Raw genomic sequence first — 16,928 nt, forward strand, 5'->3', positions numbered from 1 at the left:
CGTGGGTGCCTTCGCGGAGGCGGTCCGGATCGGTGATGGTGATGTGTCTACTGTCATCGACTTCGCTTCCCGGTGAGGGCGGATGTGTCATGTGGATGTCATCGTCCGTCATGTTTCGTCATACCCCGTCGCGCAGTCGTCATCTGGCGGTGCGAGGGTCAGCGGAAGTTCCGTGCCTTCGTCGGCAGCTGCACCTCGAGCGGGATGAGTTTGTGCGCATAGAGGCTCACGACCTCTCCCCCGCGCTGGATGAGCCCGGTGACGACGAGGAAGTTCCGCGAGGTCGCGACCGTGCGGAAGCGTTTCATCAGCCCGGCCGTGGCGACGACGTTGAGCATTCCGAACTCGTCTTCGAGGTTGATGAAGGTGATCCCCGAGGCGGTCGCCGGGCGCTGCCGGTGGGTGACGATCGCGGCCACCGTCATCCGGGTTCCGTCTGCGGCGGCTGCCGCATCCGCGGTCGAGGAGTATCCGCGAGCGATGAGCTGATCGCGCAGGATCTCCGTGGGGTAGCCGTCGACGGTGATCCCGGTGGAGAAGAGTTCGGCCAGGGTCGTGTCGAAGGCGTCCATGCTCGGCAGGCTCGGTGCCGAGTCCACCGAGGCGGTGCCCGGCAGCAGTCCCGGGTGGGCACCGGCGACTCCCCCGGCCAGCCACAGCGCCTGCCGGCGGTCGAGGTCGAATCCGGACAGTGCCCCGGCCGTGGCCAGGGACTCCAGAGCCTGCTTGCCGATGCCGGTGCGTTCGGCCAGATCCGCCACCGAGGTGAAGGGAGCGATCGCGCGCTCACGGACGATCACCTCGGCGAAGGTGCCGACGTGGGCGACCGATTCGAGTCCCAGGCGGATCCCCAGTTCCCCTGCCGAAGCGGCCGTGCCGTTGCGATCCCCCGCCGAAGCCGTGTCATCCCCCGCCGGGGCGGTGCTGTGGCACTGTTCGCCGGGGCCGACCCTCTCGAGGTCCGTCTCCGCCTGCGACCAACGGATGTCGACCGGCAGGATCGGCACCCCGTGGCGGCGGGCGTCGGCGATGAGCGACTGCGGGGAGTAGAAGCCCATCGGCTGGCTGCGCAGCAGACCTGCTGTGAAGGCCGCGTGGTGGTGGAGTTTGAACCAGGCGGACTGGTAGACGAGGTTCGCGAAGCTGATCGCGTGCGATTCGGGGAACCCGTAGTTCGCGAAGGCCGCGATGGTCGCGAAGATCGCCTCGGCCGTGTCCGCGTCGACCCCGCGAGCCAGAGCACCCGTGCGGAACTTCTCCGCGAGTTCGGCCATCCGCCTCTCCGACCGACGTGAGCCCATGGCCTGCCGCAGACGGTCGGCATCGGTTCCGGTGAAACCGCCGACATCGATGGCCATCTGCATCAGCTGCTCCTGGAACAGCGGCACCCCGTAGGTCTTGGCCAGGGACTTCTCCAACAGCGGGTGAAGGTATTCGACCGTATCGAGGCCCTGCCGCCGGCGGATGTAGGGGTGGACGGAGCCGCCCTGGATGGGGCCGGGGCGGATGAGCGCGACCTGCACGGCGAGATCGTAGAAGATCCGCGGACGCAGCCGGGGCAGGGTCGCGAGCTGGGCGCGGGATTCGACCTGGAAGACTCCGACGGCATCGGCACGGCAGAGCATGTCGTACACGTCCTCGTCCTCATCGTCGATCTCCGCCCGGTCGATGAGGACCCCGGTGTGGCGATGGACGAGTCCGACCATCTCATGCAGAGCGGTGAGCATGCCCAAGCCGAGCAGGTCGAACTTCACCAGTTCCATGGCCGCACAGTCGTCCTTGTCCCACTGCACCACGGTGCGGTGACCCATCGTCGCCTTCTCGATCGGCACCACCTCGCCGATGGGCCGGTCGGCCAGGATCATTCCGCCGGAGTGGATGCCCAGATGCCGGGGTGAGCCGAGCAGGTCACCGGCGACGGTGAGCACGGGGGCGGGCACCGGGGAGTCCTCGGCGTCGGGCAGGCTCGCCCATCGGTTGCTCGACTTCGAGAATGCGTCCTGCTGCCCGGGAGCGTAGCCGAGGCTGAACGCGGCGTCGCGGATCGCCGACTTCGCACGGTAGGTGATGACATTGGCCACCTGGGCCGCCCGGTCGCGGCCGAAGTGGTCGTAGACGTACTGGATGACCTCTTCGCGGCGGCCGGATTCGATGTCGATGTCGATGTCCGGGTACCCCTTGCGGTCCGGGGACAGGAACCGATCGAAGAGCAGCCCGTGTTTGACCGCGTCGACGGCGGTGATGCCGAGGACGAAGCAGACCGCGGAGTTCGCCGCCGAACCCCGGCCCTGGCAGAAGATTCCCATATTGCGGCAGAACTCGGTGATGTCGAAGACGATGAGGAAGTAGCCGCAGAAGCCCAGCTGGGCGATCATGTCCATCTCCCGGTCCAGCTGCTCCCACGCCCTGGGATGCTCGGCGCGGGATCCGTAGCGCTGCCGTCCGCGTTCGGCGATGAGACCGCGCAGATAGGCCTCCCCGTCGCCGTCATCGGGCATCGGTGCCTTCGGCAGATCGGGGCGGGCCGAGCCGAGGACGAAGGAGCATTCCCGTCCGATCCGCACAGCGTTCTCCAGCGCCTGACGGGGGAACCGTGCGAGCATCTCCTCGCCGGTGTGGATCCGTGCGTTCGCCGTCGCCGGCAGCCATCCGGCCAGTTCGTCCAGCGACAGCCGGGATCGCACCGAGGCCCGCACCTGCGCAGACTTCCACCGGGCGCGGGTGGCGAAGTGGACGGTGTTGCTGGCCATGATCGGCAGACGGGTCCGCTTGGCCAGATCGCCGAGGTGGCGCAGCCGCTCGTCGTCGTCCGGGGTTCCGTCCCGGCTGAGTTCGACGGCGATCCGGTCGCGCCCGAACAGGGCGATGAGGTCGCGCAGAGCACCCAGACCGCCGTCGGCATCGGTCAGGGCGCGCCGCAGCGGTCCTTTGCGGCAGCCGGTGAGGATCGTCCAGTCCCCGTCCATGGCTGCCAGCTCCTCGAGGTCGAAGACCGGGCGGTTCTTCTCTCCGCGCAGGTTCGCCTCGGTGATGGCACGGGAGAGTTGGTGATAGCCGTCGACGCTGCGGGCGAGGACGAGAAGGTGGGTGGCCTCGGGGTCGGTCTGGCCGGGGATCTTCTCGGCCAGCCCCACGGACAGTTCGGATCCGAACACGGTGGGCAGGCCCACCTCGGCGGCGGCATGGGCGAAGCGGACCGCACCGTAGAGGCCGTTGTGATCGGTCAGCGCCAGGGAGGTCAGTCCGGCGGCCGCACCGGCGGCCACGAGCTCCTCGGGGTCGGAAGCGCCGTCGAGGAAGCTGAACTGGGAGTGCACGTGCAGCTCCGCCCATTCCACGCTCGCCGTCTGCAGCAGCGGTCCCCGCTTCGCGCCCGCGTCGTCGGCGGATGTGCCGTGGTAGCGGTCGCGGCTGTCGGGACCGCGCGGGCCGACCGAGACCTGGTAGCGGTCCGGGCGGGAGAACGCCGGGGCATCGGAACCGTCGGCGTGCTTGTCGATGGGACGGTCTGTCCCTGGTTGCCCTGGGACACCCTTTCCTTCGAGCCGACGAGCCAGCTTCGACCAGGGTGTGCGCGGATTCGAGAATCCCATCGGCGTGTCCTCCTCCCAACGGTGCGGATCGATCTCTGCTGTGGCGGCGGTGGTCGTCGCCGCGGTGGTGTGTCTGTCGTCGGCTGTGTGTTCGGGGTCAGCGGTAGCGGCCGGTGAGGTACCACTGGCCGTGCTCCTTGCTCAACAGGAGGGCTCTGCCCTGTTCGGTCACGACCTGCAGGCGGGTTCGGTAGACGGTCCGCTTGGGGTCCCACCATCCGGATTCGATGGGCCAGGATCCGGAATAGTCGGTGATGGCTTCGGTCTGTCCTGTGGGGAATCTGATCGTCGCCGGTGCGGTGTCCAACCCTGATGGCCTGGCTTCCACTGGAGAGCCGTCGGCGGCGAGCACGTCGACGGCCGAATGCTCGACGGTGGTCGGCCTCGGCGCGTGCAGGGCGCCGGGCCAGGGTGCCTGGGGGCTGCGGGCCGGTGCGGCGGTCTGCTGCCACGGGGTCCACAGGTTCGTCTCGGCCGGATCCCATCCGCCTTGGATGCCGGGAACCAGGACCGCGTCGGGGCCGAAGAGTCCTTGCAGCCGTTCGAGGGTGTGGGTGATCTGCCCGGTGTTCTCGTCGAACAGACTCCGCGTGGCACCGATCGGGGTGGTCAGCTCCGCTGCGATGAGTCGCAGCGCGATGATGCCGTCCTCGGAGAAGTCCTCGGCGTCGGGTGCCGGTTCGTCGACGATGTCGAGAGCCTGCGGGTCCGCCTGTGTCGCGGATGTCGAGGATCCCGTCCGGGATCTCTGCCCGGGGCTCGCCCCGGCGCCGCGCGGAGATCCCTGCCCGGTGCTCGCTCCTGCCAGCCAACCCTCGGCCTGCCACCGCAGCCGGTCGGCGATCGCGTTCTCCTGCATGTCCTCGATCCGCCAGGTCCGGGAGGAGGACTGTCCGCCCGCGGCGTCGAGTTCGATCGTGATCTGGGTGCAGACGAGTCCCTGCCTGCGCACCTTGGCCAGCAGTTCGCTCCCGAGCTGTCGGGCGAGGAATCCGAGGGTGTCGCTGCGGGTCGTGGGAGCCTCGAGACCGAGTTCGACGTCGAGCCGCTCTGCGCGGATGTGGTCGGCCGGTGGTGCCCCCTCTCGCCCGCGGGCCAGGTCGTGGACATGCCGGCCGAAGGCACCGAACCGTGAGTTCACGTCCCTGGCTTCGAGCCCGGCGAGGTCGCCGAGGGTACGCAGACCCAACTGCAGGAAGACCTCGATGAGCGCGGTCGCCTCGGAGCCGGCGTATTCCAACGTTGTGATCGGCTGGGCGGCCAGGAAGTCCACGGTCTGCCCGGGTTCGACCCGGCGAGCCTGACCGGAGGCGAGGACCGCGGCGAAGACAGTGTCGGCGATGCCGGGGAAGAACTCCCATCCGGTCTCGGCCACCAGCGCGGAGACCAGGGCCTCGACGGCGCTGGGTTCATCGGGGTAGCCGTGCCGGAGGGAATCGAGCGGGATCGCCAGGGTTCCCGGGCTCAGCAGGGTGAATCGCGCAACGAGGTCTTCGAGTGCTCCGACTCCGGCGCTGAAGCGGCGGTTGTCCACGTCTTCGTCCCAGGCCGCGACGTGGGCTTCCGGGCACCGGTATCCCACGGCTCGCTTGTTGTTGCCGAGTGCGACCCCGGCGGTGCGGGCGGGTGCGTTGGCGGCGATGACCTTGCCGCCGTGGAGGACCGCGACCGGATGGCCGGGGCCGATCTCGTGTTCGGCCGCGGCGGCCACGGCCGGCCAGTCGGGCACGGTGAGCACGAGGATGCGCTGCGGTTCATCCGACATGGCCGATCACCTGCCGCAGATGCGTGATCGTCGCCCACCGCGGGTCCTGTGAGTCCTGCGATTCCGCAGCCGCGTCCTCGTCGGACGCCGCAGGTGTGGAGGTCGACGGCTCGGGTGTGGAGGTCGACGGCTCGGGTGTCGGCTCAGTCTGCCCGGCGGCCTCCCTTGCAGGGGTGTTCGACGCAGCGATCCCCTCCGCAGTGGTGTCGTCCGCAGGGATATCCGGCACTCCGGACCGACCGCCGCCGGTCAGCACCTCCAGTGTCCCCGCGGGGGCCTCGGAGGGGACCTCGGCGGGGGTTCCGGTCGGGCCGGGCAGCAGGAAGCGGTGGGTTCCCGTCTGCGACCGGGCGCGGACGAGGCAGGACCGCAGACGTCCGCGGCCGCGTTCGGCGCCCGACCAGTGGGCGTCCGTGATCTCGATCTGCTCGGTGCTGCCGGACAGGGGCCGGAGGCTGATGAGGCTCATGCGCCGTTCGCGGATCTTCGCCAGCAGCCGCGCACGTTCCTTTGCGCTCGGAGCGAAGCCGGGGTCGACGAGGATGATGTCGAAGGACTCGATGAGGATCGAGGCCACGCGCAGCCAGTCCTCCCCGGGGGTGGCGAGATTGACGAAGTGGTCGAGGTCGACGCCGAGGTCGGCGATCGAGGACACCGCAGGTTCGCCGAGGCCGATGCCCGCGCACCATTTCTGCTCCCGAGTCGCTGCGGCGATCGTCGCCAGTGCACAGCTGAGAGACAGTTCTCCGGTGACGGTGACGAGTTCGCCTCGAGGCAGGCCACCGCGACGGAACAGCGGAGAGAGCACAGGATCCACCGGGTGAGGTGGGATCCTGTCCAACAGCGCCGTGGCCGTGGAGATCCCCATCTCCCGGCTGAGCTGCTGAACGACTGGTGCGGCTGACATGACATCCATTATCGAACTGGTGTTCTAAATTGGCAAGATTCAGGCAGCTGCATTGCTCGCCCGGGCGTGTCGCCATTCGGCCTCGAACATCCAGGCGATGCAGAGCCCCAGGTCAAAGCCATAGCCACCGCCGACGGTGCTCGGATCGGCAGCGGATGTGGCCTTCTCGACCTCTGCGACCTGGACCGCGGTGTTGAACATCCTGCGCCCAACCACCCGACTCTCCAGCGGCAGCAGCTGAGAGCCGTCGGGCAGGTGGAACGTGAAGGCGGCAGGCCCGCGCATGGCTCCGGCGAAGGCGGCTCCGGTGCGTTCGATGCGCAGCTGGTACTTGTGCACCACGGTGTGGTGGCGACGGCACAGCAGGATGAGATTGTCCATGTCCGTCGCCCCTCCCTGCGACCAGGGCCGGATGTGGTGAGCGTCGCAGCGTCGGCGGTTCCGGCAGCCGGGGAACTGACAGCAGACGTCGCGCACGCTCAGCGCCAGTCGCTGCCGCCTGCTCACCAGACGCTTCGACCGCCCGAGCATGAGGGCGTCGCCTCCGGCATTCTTGATCACGCCGCTGATGAGAGCCTCGCAGCTCAGGCGCTCTGCCGTCGCCGCGGTGATGCCGCCGAATCCCTCGACCCGGCAGGTTGTGTCCGCTCGTCCTTCCTCCGTCCCTGCGGGGACGCCATCTTCAGCCGTCGCCTCTGCTGACATGCCCGACCCGGATTCCGTCCCCGCGGGGACGTCCTCCTCGGCCAGCGTCCCCGCGGGGACGTCTGCCGTGGTCCCCGGCCCTGCAGTCGCCGCCCTTGCAGGGATGCTCACGCGCGGAGGAACAAAGGCAGGGGCGGCCTCCACGGTAGCGCCGCTGCGAGTGACCACCTCGGCGGAGGCGTGAACGAGCAGGCGGGCACGGTCAGCATCGACCACACCGGCAGGCTCGGCTCGAGGGAAGGCATGGATGATCTCCATCAGGCACATGACCTGGGAGACCGGCTCATACGGCATCTCCTCAGCGCCATCGAGCGCTCCCTCGACTCCACTCTCAGCAGCGTTCTCGGTTCCATCACCTGCTCCGGGTTCTGCCGACTCGGCCACAGGACGCTCGAGGACCTGACGGGCGGCGTCGAGCATCGTGGCGATCTCCGCCGCGTCATCTTCCTCGAGCTCGATCGTGATGCGGGTCCGGCCGGGCCCCACCTGACGCATGTTCACGCTGTCCTCGGCCAGGAACAGCGGGAACGGCCCGTTGTCGATCTTGTCGGCCAACTGCTGGTAGTCCCGCGAGATCCGGCTGATCTGGCTGCCCGTGGCCAGAGTCGCCAGGCGCAGCGCCTCATCGTCGCCGATCCGTTCCCCGAGCCGGGTCACCTCTCGCACCTTGGAGAAGCTGATGTCACCGTCTGCGAGACCTTTCCTCACCTTCGGCATCTCACGCAGAGCTGCCGTCACGCGGACGTATTCGCGCGCCGTGTGCATGCTCACCGAGGCCACATGCATCACCCATTCGGTCAGGGTCTTCACGCCGACCCATTCCGCCCACAGTCCCCGCCGCTCAACCTCATCGATGAGGGCGATGACGCGAGCATGGCAGAAGGAGATGCACGAGATGTTGCGACGGATATCGGTCACGATCTGCTCACAGGTGAGGGTGCTGAGATCCTCGTTGACCTGTTCACCGTTTCGCATGACTCCCCTTCCCGTGGCCTTTCGGCCAACCGGTCCCGCAGCCCCCATGACCACCGACCATGCCTTCACCTTAGAACTCGGCACTGACACGAGAATTCCATTGATGGCAGATCTATGTCATTGAACATCTCCTGGATTCGATTCTCTTTCGTTTTCATTGGTGACATCCGCACTGCCCTGTAAGGCCACCGTCGCCGGCTCCCGCAGATGCGCTCCAGTCAGGTGCGCTCGAGTCAGTGCGCCCGGGTAGGGTGACGTCATGACTGACGGCACAAACGCCACCTCCAGCACTGGCACCTCCGGCGGTTCAGCCCGCGAGACCCCGACGCGGGGGTCCTATGATGCGATCGCGGCGATGTACACCGACTGGTTTGCCGATGAGCTCACCGCCAAGCCGCACGATCGTGCAGTGCTCGGGGCCTTCTCCGAGCTCGTGCTCGCCACCGGTTCCGCCGACGTCCTCGACATCGGCTGCGGGCCCGGACGCATCACCTCGTTCCTCGCGGCCCTCGGACTCACACCGAGTGGCCTCGACCTCTCCCCTGCCATGGTCGAACTCGCCCGCGGCCTCTATCCGAGCCTCGACTTCACCGTCGGGACGATGACCGAACTGCCCCATGCCGAGGATGCGTTCTCCGGGCTCGTCGCCTGGTACTCGGTCATCCACATCCCCGATGAGGAGCTCTCGACCGCCTTCGCCGAGGCGGCTCGTGTCCTCCGCCCGGGCGGCTGGTTCCAGTTGGCGTTCCAGCTCGGCGACCGGGTCGATCACTTCTCCGACCTGGCCGGCTTCGACGTCGACCTCGACTTCCACCGACGTTCGATCGACGAGGTGCTCACCGCTCTCGAGCCCCACGGGTTCGCCCCTGCCACCCGTCTCGAACGCGAACCCGACCGAGCCGGGCGCTACCCCGAGGCGACCCGCGAGGGATACCTCCTCGTCCGCAGGACAGAGCGATGAAGAAGTCGACTGCACCAGACGACCCGCCGCGGCGAAAGTACGACCGCACTGTCTGACCGGTGCGCCATGAGGTGAGAAGATGAGGGGGATATGAACATCGACATCGTCTTCCACACTCCCGAGATCCCCGGCAACACCGGCAATGCGATCCGGCTCGCCGCGGTCACTGGTGCCCACCTCCACCTCGTCGAACCGCTCGGCTTCGATCTCACCGATGCGAAGCTGCGCCGGGCCGGTCTCGACTATCACGACCTCGCCCACGTCACCGTCCATCCCTCGATCGCCGAACTGTGGGACCACCTCGGTGATCGTCGGGTGATCGCGTTCAGCACGCATACGACCGATTCCTTCGCCGAGGTGGACTACCAAGATGGGGACGTCCTCCTGTTCGGGCGGGAATCGACAGGGCTGCCCGAGGAGGTTGTGAACGATGAGCACGTGGACATGACGGTGCGCATCCCCATGCTGCCGGCCCGTCGCTCGCTCAACCTCGCGAATTCGGCATCGATCGCGATCTACGAAGCCTGGCGGCAGCACGGATACGCAGAGGCCTGAACCCGCGTAGACTTCTTCGCGTCAGCTTTACCCGAAAGGACCACCATGACCGCCAAAGTGCTCACCGTCGCCGGCTCCGATGTCTCCGGAGGCGCGGGGTTGGAAGCCGATCTGAAGATGTTCGAGGAGTACGGTGCCTTCGGCACCGCCGTCGTCACCTGCATCGTCACGTTCGACCCGAACGACCGCTTCACCCATGTCGTCGAATTCATCGACCCCGAGGTCGTCAATCGCCAGCTCGAGTCCACGCTGGCCGTGCACAGGTTCGACACCATCAAATCCGGCATGCTCGGATCCGTCGACTCGGCGCTGGTCCTGGCCGAGGAGCTCAAGTACAACGAGCTGCCCTATGTCTTCGATCCCGTGCTCGTGTGCAAGGGAGTCGGCACCATGGTCGATCTCAAGGATCTCTTCGTTGAGAACCTCGTGCCACTGGCGACCGTCATCACCCCGAATCTCGAAGAGGCCGCGACACTGGCCGATCTCGACCCCATCGATTCCGTCGAGGGCATGATCGAGGCGGCGAAGATCATCCATTCCCAGGGAGCACAGAACGTCGTCGTCAAGGGCGGCGCCCGACTGGCCGGCGACGATGCCGTCGACATCCTCTTCGACGGTCAGACTGTGACGACGATGCGCTCGCGCAAGGTCAATGACAAACTCGTCAACGGAGCGGGATGTTCGTTCGCCTCCTCGATCGCCGCCGGCATCGCCACCGGCCTCGACATCCGCGACGCGGTCATCGCCGCGAAGGAGAAGGTCGCCCACGGAATCGCGAACTGCCTCGACAATGCCACCGGTGTCGCATCGCTGCTGCACCCGGCGGCCCGGACTCAGCCGTCCCCCGAGGTCAAGGTGACCGTGGACTGAGATCCGTCGAGTTCGTCTGCGTCCCCGCGGGGACGCAGACAGCGAGGCGACTCAGACAGCGAACTGCCCCGCACACCACATGGTGTGCGGGGCAGTTCGTCTGATGCTGTCGAACTCGCTGAGGATCAGCGCTTGCCGAAGCCCTTGTAGCGGTCCTTGAACTTCTCCACGCGGCCGGCGGAGTCGAGGATGCGCTGCTTGCCCGTGTAGAACGGGTGCGAAGCGGACGAGATCTCGACGTCGATCACGGGGTAGGTGTTGCCGTCTTCCCACTCGATGGTCTTGTCGCTCTGAGCGGTGGAGCGGGTGAGGAACTTGGTGCCGGAGGCCAGATCGTTGAACACGATCGGCGCGTATTCCGGGTGGATGTCCTTCTTCATATTCTTACCTCTGCTGAATTCTTTCAGGCGCCTGGTATGGGTCGGCCCATCTGCCAGTGCCCGAATTCGTCTGCTGGACACGCTCCGAACCGTAGGAACCGGACACGAAGCGACAGTCCAGTCTAACCGATGGGCGCAGGCAAAGCGATTCGACACCGATCTCCTAGACTGTGGCCATGACCACAAAGGAACGCATCTCCACTCAGTTCACCCTTCAGCCGGCCGCGGGCGCTCCCGAACTCCTCGCCGAAGCCACTGCAAACGCACTGTCGACGGTCACCGGCGATGTCGAGGTCTTCGCGATCGATCCGGAGATCGCGGACACCGCTGCCCTGCTCGACGCGGCCGATCTGCCGCCGGCCACCTCGGCGAACTGCGTGCTCGTCGCCGGTTCGCGGTCCGGTGAGGAGCGGATCGCGGCGTGCATGGTGCTCGCGAACACCCGAGCCGATGTCAACAAACGAGTGAAGAAGCTCCTCGACGTCCGCAAGGCGTCCTTCCTGCCGCTCGAACGCGCGGTCACCGAATCCGGAATGGAGTACGGCGGAATCGGGCCGATCGGGCTTCCCGAGAACTACCGGGTGCTCATCGATTCCCGCGTGGCCGAAGCCACGGAGCTCATCATCGGCTCCGGCATCCGCGGTTCGAAGCTGCTGCTCTCCGGTTCCGCTCTCGCGTCCCTTCCCGGCGCCGAGGTGGTCGAGGGTCTCGCGAACGACATCGACTGACCCCAGCGCGCGGTTGAGGAATCCAATCCTTCGCGCAGTTGAGGATTCCCGCGCTCAGTTCAGCCCGGCCCGTTCGATGACGAAGTCGATGAGCGGGGCGTAGAGGTTGGGAACGACGTCATCGTCCAAAGGGATGGTGGCTTCGATCTGTCCCTGCGCCTCGGCGACGAAGAGCGCCGGATCGTTGCAGTCGGCGTAGCCGATCGTGCGCAGTCCACGGCTCGAGGCCGCTCCGGCCCACCCGTGGTCGGCGACGACGAGATCCGGAGTGCTGCCTCCGCGGGCAGCGAAATCGTCGAGAAGGGTGTGCATGGGTTCTGCCAGGTGGGTGTGCGGGCTGCCGCCGTGCAGGTGCCAGGTCCAGACATTGTTGATCTGCCGGACGTCGCCGCCGATCTCGGGCACGGGAATGAGATGATCGCCGGTGTCGATGACCGCGCCGGCAGCCTTCGCGGCCGCCGCGATGGCCACGTGCACGGGAAGCAGGCCCGCCGGGTGGCCGGTCGCGAAGAGGATCCGGCCACCGGCGCGGCTGACGTCGCCGACCGCCTCGGCGAGCCTCTCCAGGGCCGCGATGCACCGGTCGGTGGAGATCGTGTCAACGCCTTCGACGAATTCGGGGTCGGGCCGCAGACCGCAGCGTTCGACCATGAGCGCGAACACGGAATCATAGTCCCAGTCGCGGGTCAGTTCGACACCGAAGTCGAACTGCCGTTCCTGGTCGAGGAACCGGTGGATGTGGGAGAGGTTGTTCTCCCGCGGGGTGGCTACCTCACCGGTGATGCGTCCGGCTTCAAGGGCATGGGCTAAGGTGCTGCGGTCCACTGATCTCCTTATTCGGAACACTTCGAGCCCAGTCGGCTCAACTCAACTCTATACACCGGAGGCCGTCGAACAGTCAGCGAGCTTCACTGCAACTCACTCCGAGGCGGTCGTGAGCATTCGAACGATCAGGGAGGTCATTGAAAGATCACTCATGGCGACCAGAAGCGTCAGTGCGGAAAGAGCGCTGCTGTCGATTACGGAAACCTTCTTGGCGAACCTATAAGAAATCCTTACATGTTGCCTTCTCGTCCAGCTCCCCTTCTGAGAACGCCTTCCTCAGATGCATCGTGATGTTCTCTCGAGAAGTCTCGAAAAGCTCAGCGATCTGGTGTTGAGTCAGCCAAACTGTCTCGCCGGTGAGACGAATTTCAATCGATGTCGTTCCGTCGTTCGAACTGAAGAGCTCAATTCTGTCCATGGCACAACACTAAAGGGCGGCACTGACGTAGCCCGTCCGCTACCTCGATGGGGAAACCATATCGGTGACGGTGAGCGGCAGTTCCGCGGCATACGCCCGGTCTGGCACTGGACCACGATCTCTGCCGAACCGATCGTCGGCCTCACAGTCATGGTGCCTTAACCCTCCTGCAGGGCGAAGCAGGTCACCGCCGAGGCGGCTGCGACGTTGAGGGAGTCGACTCCCCCGCTCATGGGGATCATCACGGTCGAATCGCACGCGGCGATCGTCGATCGGTGCAGGCCGTCGCCCTCGGTGCCGAAGACGACCGCGGTCCGTTCCGGGGCCGACGCGGCGAAATCGCGCAGGGCCACCGAGTCCTCCTCGAGCGCGAGGGCCGCGACGTGGAAGTCGGCATCCTGCAGGGTGCCGATGCCTTCGGGCCACGAGTCGATGCGTGTCCACGGGACTTGGAACACCGTGCCCATGGATACTCGGATCGATCGCCGATAGAGCGGGTCGGCACAGCGTGGGGTCACGAGCACCGCGTCGACGCCGAAGGCCGCCGCCGAACGGAAGATCGCGCCGACGTTCGTGTGGTCGACGATGTCCTCGATGACGACGATGCGTGTGGCATCGGCGACCAAGTCAGCAGGATCGGGAAGGACCGGTCGGGCCATCGCGGCCAAGGCGCCTCGGTGGAGGTGGAAGCCGGTGAGCGCTTCGACGGCGGCATCGGTGCCGATGAAGATCGGCACATCAGTGGTCGCGATGATGTCGGCGAGGTCGAACAGCCATTTCGGGCTCGTCAGATAGGACCTGGGCACCATGCCTGTGGCGTGGGCGCGACGGATGATCTTCGACGATTCGGCGATGAACAGACCCTCGGCAGGTTCACGGACGCTGCGCAGCGCGACATCGGTCAGCTGCGTGTAGTCGTGCATATCGTCCAGGCCGCCGACGGCGAGATCCGCCTCATCGAAGAACCGCAGACGATCTGCGGCGATCCCGAGTTCGCTCGCCCGGTCGATGACCTGCTGCGGGGTCAGCGGTGCCTTGGCCGGCGTGTTCACAGCACTCCCCCGTCTGCAGTCACATTCACGGTCCCGCTCGCTGTTTCACTCACAGTGTGACGATCCGCCAGATCGCGACGAGTCCGAGGATGACGATGACCGTGCGCAGCAGCACCGGTGAGAATCGTCGGCCGATCCGCGCCCCGAAGTACCCGCCGATGAGTGAGCCTATCGCGATGCAGATCACGGCGATCCAGTTGATCCGGTCGTGGCCGACGATGATGTACGTGCTCGCCGAGACCGTGTTGACGACGAGGACGAGAACGTTCTTCAGCCCGTTGAGCCGCTGCAGATCATCGGGCAGCAGCAGTCCGAGGAGGGCGATGAGGATGATGCCCTGAGCGGCGGCGAAGTACCCGCCGTAGATGGCGGTGAGGAAGACGACGAGGAGCACGGCCAGGTAACGGCCGGTCGACAGCGCATCCCCCGCCTCGGCGGCCGTGTGCTCGACGCCGGCCTCCTGGGCCCGACGCAGGGACCGGTTCTTCAAGTACCGGGAGAGATACGGCTGGCCGACGACCATGATCAGGGCGACGACGAGGAGCACGGGCACGATCGTCTCGAACGCATCCTCGGGCAGATGCAGGAGCAGATACGCACCGGTCAGCGACCCCAGCAGGGACGCCGGAACGAAGCCGAGGATCCGTCTCCACTGCCCGCGCAGCTCCTCACGGTAGCCGAATGACGAAGCGATGTTGCCGGGGATGAGGCCCACCGCGTTGCTCATCGTCGACACCACGGGCGGGACCCCGAAGGCCACGAGCGCAGGGAAGGTGATGAGGGTGCCGGAACCGACGACGGCGTTGATGCCGCCTGCCGCGATGCCGGCGAGGACGATCAGACCGATCTGCCACGGTTCGAGGCTGAGACTCTGCAGCAGCTCCATGCTCAGAGAGTCGAGTGTGCGTGGTAGCGCTGGCCGTCGCGGGTGAGCTTGACGTCGATGCCGAAGGTCGCTGCGAGGTTGTCCGCCGTGAGCGTCTCCTCGATGGGTCCGGCGGCCAGATCGGTGCCGTCGGCGAGCAGCAGTACGTGTGTGACTCCGGCGGGGATCTCCTCGACATGATGAGTGACCATGATCGTTGCCGGCGCCCACTTCGACGACAGGATCTCCGTGAGCGCTCCGAGCAGCTCCTCACGACCGCCGAGGTCGAGACCCGAGGCCGGTTCGTCGAGGAGCAGCAGCTCCGGGTCGGTCATGAGCGCCCGGGCGATCTGGACGCGTTTGCGCTCGCCTTCGGACAGGGTGCCGAAGGTGCGATCGGTCAGATGGGTGATGTTGAAAGCGGCGAGCAGATCGCGGGCCCGGTCGATATCGGCCTGTTCGTACTCCTCGACCCATCGTCCGGTGACGCCGTATGCGGCGGTGAGCACGGTGTCGAGCACCGCCTCGGAGCTGGGGATCCGGTTGGCCAGCACCGTCGAGGCATAGCCGATCCGCGGGCGCAGTTCGAAGACGTCGACACGCCCGAGCTGCTCCTCGAGAATGCTCACAGCACCCTTCGTCGGGTGCATGCGACCGGCCGCGAGTTCGAGCAGCGTCGTCTTGCCCGCCCCGTTGGGTCCGAGCACGGCCCAATGTTCGCCCTCGGCGACGGTCAGCGAGAAATCGTCGAGGAGGAAGTTCTTCCCCCGGCGCACGGACACGGAATCCAAATTCAGGACATCACTCATATCCTCAGACTCTATCGCAGGCGCGCCGTCTATTCTGGTTCGACATGGACCTCACGACCGACTCACTCCTGCTGACCCTGGCGATCAATCATCGTCTGCGCTCGACCCTGCCCCCTGACGAGGTCAGCGCCGCGTTCCTCGACGATGATCGTGATGTTCCTCTCATCGTCGCCGATGAGTTCTTCGACACCTCCGTTCCCACCGGACTGCTGCTGTTCATCGCCGAGGCGGCTGCGGCCGGTATCACGCATGCGCGCTTGGCCCTGCACCACCCGTCGCTGCCGCACACGACTCCCCCGGTCGAGAAGGAGGCACGGACGAAGGTCGGTCGTCACAGCGCCCCCGTCGTACTCCACCGCGGCACCGAACAGGCGGCGGTGGCGCTCATCGGCGCTGAGGCGAACGTCGAGATCATCGCGTGTCGTCCCGCGCTCTTCCGCCCCGTCACCGTCGGCACCTCCGCCGAGGCGCTGCGCCGCCTGCGCCTGCTCGTGATGGAGGGGCTGACCCTCGTTGAGACCCTCGATGTTCCCGAGGACTGGCGGCAGGGACCGTGGCGGGACTGGCAGGAAGAGCTGTCGACGACGCATCCGATCTCCCGCCTCATTCCCACCGAGGCGGATTCCAGGGCGATCTACGCGGCCCTGGACATCCACCACCGGATGCGTTCGGTCCTCGCCCCGGCCACGGTCTCCCCGCCGGAGTTCGGAACCCTGCTGTCTCAGCTGCACCCCGCCGCGGCGAACTACATCATGGCAGTGGCTACGATGAACGGGTGAGTGGAACCCAGCAGACCGCGCGTAGCGCCCCATCCGTCCAGCTGCTCGTCATGGACGTCGATTCGACGTTCATCAACGAGGAGGTCATCGATCTCATTGCCGCCCACGCGGGCGTGGGTGAGGAGGTCGCCGACATCACCGATCGCGCCATGGCCGGCGAACTCGACTTCTCCGCGTCCTTGGCCGAGCGCGTTGCGCTGCTCGAGGGGCTGCCGGAGACCGTCCTCGACGAAGTCCGCGAACAGATCACCCTCACCCCCGGTGCCGCCGACCTCGTGGCCGCCGTGCACTCGACCGGCGGTCAGGTGGCCTTGGTGTCCGGAGGATTCACCGCGATCATCGCCCCGGTGGCCGCGGAGCTCGGCATCACCGACGTCTTCGCCAATGGTCTCGGGGTCGAGCACGGCCGTCTCACCGGACGCACGAGCGGTCGAGTCATCGACCCGAGTGCGAAGGCGGAGATCTTCGAGGGCCTGCTCTCGGCAGGAGGCTTCGAGCGAGCGGCCTCGGTGGCGATCGGCGATGGGGCCAATGACATCGGGATGATTCGCGCCGCCGGTCTCGGCATTGCATTCTGCGCCAAGCCCGCCCTCGCCGAGGCTGCCGATGCCTCCGTGACGACACGAGACCTGTGTGAGGTGCTCACGATCATCGAGGCTCGAACCGAAGCCTGAGGGCAAGCAGACGAACATCAAGCAGCCCCAGCGTGGCGCTCTGCTCCGGGACAAGCACTGAGGCCCT

General features: G+C 66.6%; 15 protein-coding genes. 6 read left to right on the forward strand and 9 right to left on the reverse strand.

Annotation, left to right across the window (positions count from 1 at the left end; genetic code table 11):
- Nucleotides 1-158 precede the first annotated feature (158 nt).
- From J9314_RS09725 to J9314_RS09740, 4 genes are all read right to left on the reverse strand, one after another.
- Complete coding sequence (locus tag J9314_RS09725) at nucleotides 159-3,593, reverse strand: error-prone DNA polymerase (RefSeq protein WP_210602243.1); 3,435 nt, start codon at nucleotides 3,591-3,593, stop codon at nucleotides 159-161.
- Nucleotides 3,594-3,690: 97 nt separating this feature from the next.
- Nucleotides 3,691-5,358: a DNA polymerase Y family protein gene (locus J9314_RS09730; RefSeq protein ID WP_210602244.1), complete on the reverse strand. Its 1,668-nt coding sequence runs from the start codon at nucleotides 5,356-5,358 to the stop codon at nucleotides 3,691-3,693.
- On the reverse strand, nucleotides 5,348-6,265 hold the full coding sequence (locus J9314_RS09735) for a P-loop NTPase family protein (RefSeq protein ID WP_246490315.1): 918 nt from the start codon (nucleotides 6,263-6,265) through the stop codon (nucleotides 5,348-5,350). The genes J9314_RS09730 and J9314_RS09735 overlap by 11 nt, the downstream gene beginning before the upstream one ends.
- 39 nt (nucleotides 6,266-6,304) lie before the next feature.
- Nucleotides 6,305-7,945 (reverse strand): HNH endonuclease signature motif containing protein, encoded by a 1,641-nt coding sequence (locus tag J9314_RS09740; RefSeq protein WP_210602245.1) that lies wholly within the window; start codon nucleotides 7,943-7,945, stop codon nucleotides 6,305-6,307.
- A gap of 259 nt (nucleotides 7,946-8,204) precedes the next feature.
- Between J9314_RS09740 and J9314_RS09745 the strand changes: the two genes are divergently transcribed.
- The 3 genes from J9314_RS09745 to J9314_RS09755 all read left to right on the forward strand — a co-directional run bounded on the left by J9314_RS09745 (nucleotide 8,205) and on the right by J9314_RS09755 (nucleotide 10,331).
- Nucleotides 8,205-8,906, forward strand: a complete 702-nt coding sequence (locus J9314_RS09745; protein ID WP_210602246.1) for a class I SAM-dependent methyltransferase — start codon at nucleotides 8,205-8,207, stop codon at nucleotides 8,904-8,906.
- 90 nt (nucleotides 8,907-8,996) lie between these two features.
- Nucleotides 8,997-9,461 (forward strand): tRNA (cytidine(34)-2'-O)-methyltransferase, encoded by a 465-nt coding sequence (locus tag J9314_RS09750; RefSeq protein WP_210602247.1) that lies wholly within the window; start codon nucleotides 8,997-8,999, stop codon nucleotides 9,459-9,461.
- 45 nt (nucleotides 9,462-9,506) lie between these two features.
- The gene (locus J9314_RS09755; protein ID WP_210602248.1) at nucleotides 9,507-10,331 is read left to right on the forward strand and encodes a PfkB family carbohydrate kinase; all 825 of its coding nucleotides are present in this window, start codon (nucleotides 9,507-9,509) and stop codon (nucleotides 10,329-10,331) included.
- 125 nt (nucleotides 10,332-10,456) lie between these two features.
- Here J9314_RS09755 and J9314_RS09760 read toward each other — a convergent pair whose 3' ends face one another.
- Nucleotides 10,457-10,711 carry a type B 50S ribosomal protein L31 gene (locus tag J9314_RS09760; protein ID WP_181273704.1) on the reverse strand — a complete coding sequence of 85 codons (255 nt, stop codon included), beginning with the start codon at nucleotides 10,709-10,711 and terminating at the stop codon, nucleotides 10,457-10,459.
- 176 nt (nucleotides 10,712-10,887) lie between these two features.
- Between J9314_RS09760 and J9314_RS09765 the strand changes: the two genes are divergently transcribed.
- Nucleotides 10,888-11,439 carry a YbaK/EbsC family protein gene (locus J9314_RS09765; protein ID WP_210602249.1) on the forward strand — a complete coding sequence of 184 codons (552 nt, stop codon included), beginning with the start codon at nucleotides 10,888-10,890 and terminating at the stop codon, nucleotides 11,437-11,439.
- A gap of 54 nt (nucleotides 11,440-11,493) precedes the next feature.
- Here J9314_RS09765 and J9314_RS09770 read toward each other — a convergent pair whose 3' ends face one another.
- The 4 genes from J9314_RS09770 to J9314_RS09785 all read right to left on the reverse strand — a co-directional run bounded on the left by J9314_RS09770 (nucleotide 11,494) and on the right by J9314_RS09785 (nucleotide 15,408).
- On the reverse strand, nucleotides 11,494-12,264 hold the full coding sequence (locus tag J9314_RS09770) for a phosphatase (protein ID WP_210602250.1): 771 nt from the start codon (nucleotides 12,262-12,264) through the stop codon (nucleotides 11,494-11,496).
- 576 nt (nucleotides 12,265-12,840) lie between these two features.
- Complete coding sequence (locus J9314_RS09775; RefSeq protein WP_246490316.1) at nucleotides 12,841-13,734, reverse strand: TrmH family RNA methyltransferase; 894 nt, start codon at nucleotides 13,732-13,734, stop codon at nucleotides 12,841-12,843.
- A gap of 49 nt (nucleotides 13,735-13,783) precedes the next feature.
- A complete protein-coding gene (locus J9314_RS09780) occupies nucleotides 13,784-14,620 on the reverse strand; it encodes a sulfite exporter TauE/SafE family protein (protein ID WP_210602251.1) in 837 nt (278 codons plus the stop codon).
- Nucleotides 14,621-14,622: 2 nt separating this feature from the next.
- Complete coding sequence (locus tag J9314_RS09785; RefSeq protein ID WP_210602252.1) at nucleotides 14,623-15,408, reverse strand: ABC transporter ATP-binding protein; 786 nt, start codon at nucleotides 15,406-15,408, stop codon at nucleotides 14,623-14,625.
- Between the two features lie 44 nt (nucleotides 15,409-15,452).
- Between J9314_RS09785 and J9314_RS09790 the strand changes: the two genes are divergently transcribed.
- Both J9314_RS09790 and serB read left to right on the forward strand, forming a co-directional pair.
- A complete protein-coding gene (locus J9314_RS09790; RefSeq protein ID WP_210602253.1) occupies nucleotides 15,453-16,187 on the forward strand; it encodes a hypothetical protein in 735 nt (244 codons plus the stop codon).
- On the forward strand, nucleotides 16,184-16,861 hold the full coding sequence (serB, locus tag J9314_RS09795; RefSeq protein ID WP_246490317.1) for a phosphoserine phosphatase SerB: 678 nt from the start codon (nucleotides 16,184-16,186) through the stop codon (nucleotides 16,859-16,861). The genes J9314_RS09790 and serB overlap by 4 nt, the downstream gene beginning before the upstream one ends.
- Nucleotides 16,862-16,928 lie beyond the last annotated feature (67 nt).

This window comes from Brevibacterium oceani, from assembly GCF_017948325.1.
In the GTDB taxonomy this organism is placed as follows: domain Bacteria; phylum Actinomycetota; class Actinomycetes; order Actinomycetales; family Brevibacteriaceae; genus Brevibacterium; species Brevibacterium oceani.

Coding starts and splice junctions, on each gene's coding strand:
- J9314_RS09725 (WP_210602243.1), bottom strand. CDS start 3,593: ATGGGATTCTCGAATCCGCGCACACCCTGGTCGAAGCTGGCTCGTCGG.
- J9314_RS09730 (WP_210602244.1), bottom strand. CDS start 5,358: ATGTCGGATGAACCGCAGCGCATCCTCGTGCTCACCGTGCCCGACTGG.
- J9314_RS09735 (WP_246490315.1), bottom strand. CDS start 6,265: ATGTCAGCCGCACCAGTCGTTCAGCAGCTCAGCCGGGAGATGGGGATC.
- J9314_RS09740 (WP_210602245.1), bottom strand. CDS start 7,945: ATGCGAAACGGTGAACAGGTCAACGAGGATCTCAGCACCCTCACCTGT.
- J9314_RS09745 (WP_210602246.1), top strand. CDS start 8,205: ATGACTGACGGCACAAACGCCACCTCCAGCACTGGCACCTCCGGCGGT.
- J9314_RS09750 (WP_210602247.1), top strand. CDS start 8,997: ATGAACATCGACATCGTCTTCCACACTCCCGAGATCCCCGGCAACACC.
- J9314_RS09755 (WP_210602248.1), top strand. CDS start 9,507: ATGACCGCCAAAGTGCTCACCGTCGCCGGCTCCGATGTCTCCGGAGGC.
- J9314_RS09760 (WP_181273704.1), bottom strand. CDS start 10,711: ATGAAGAAGGACATCCACCCGGAATACGCGCCGATCGTGTTCAACGAT.
- J9314_RS09765 (WP_210602249.1), top strand. CDS start 10,888: ATGACCACAAAGGAACGCATCTCCACTCAGTTCACCCTTCAGCCGGCC.
- J9314_RS09780 (WP_210602251.1), bottom strand. CDS start 14,620: ATGGAGCTGCTGCAGAGTCTCAGCCTCGAACCGTGGCAGATCGGTCTG.
- J9314_RS09785 (WP_210602252.1), bottom strand. CDS start 15,408: ATGAGTGATGTCCTGAATTTGGATTCCGTGTCCGTGCGCCGGGGGAAG.
- J9314_RS09790 (WP_210602253.1), top strand. CDS start 15,453: ATGGACCTCACGACCGACTCACTCCTGCTGACCCTGGCGATCAATCAT.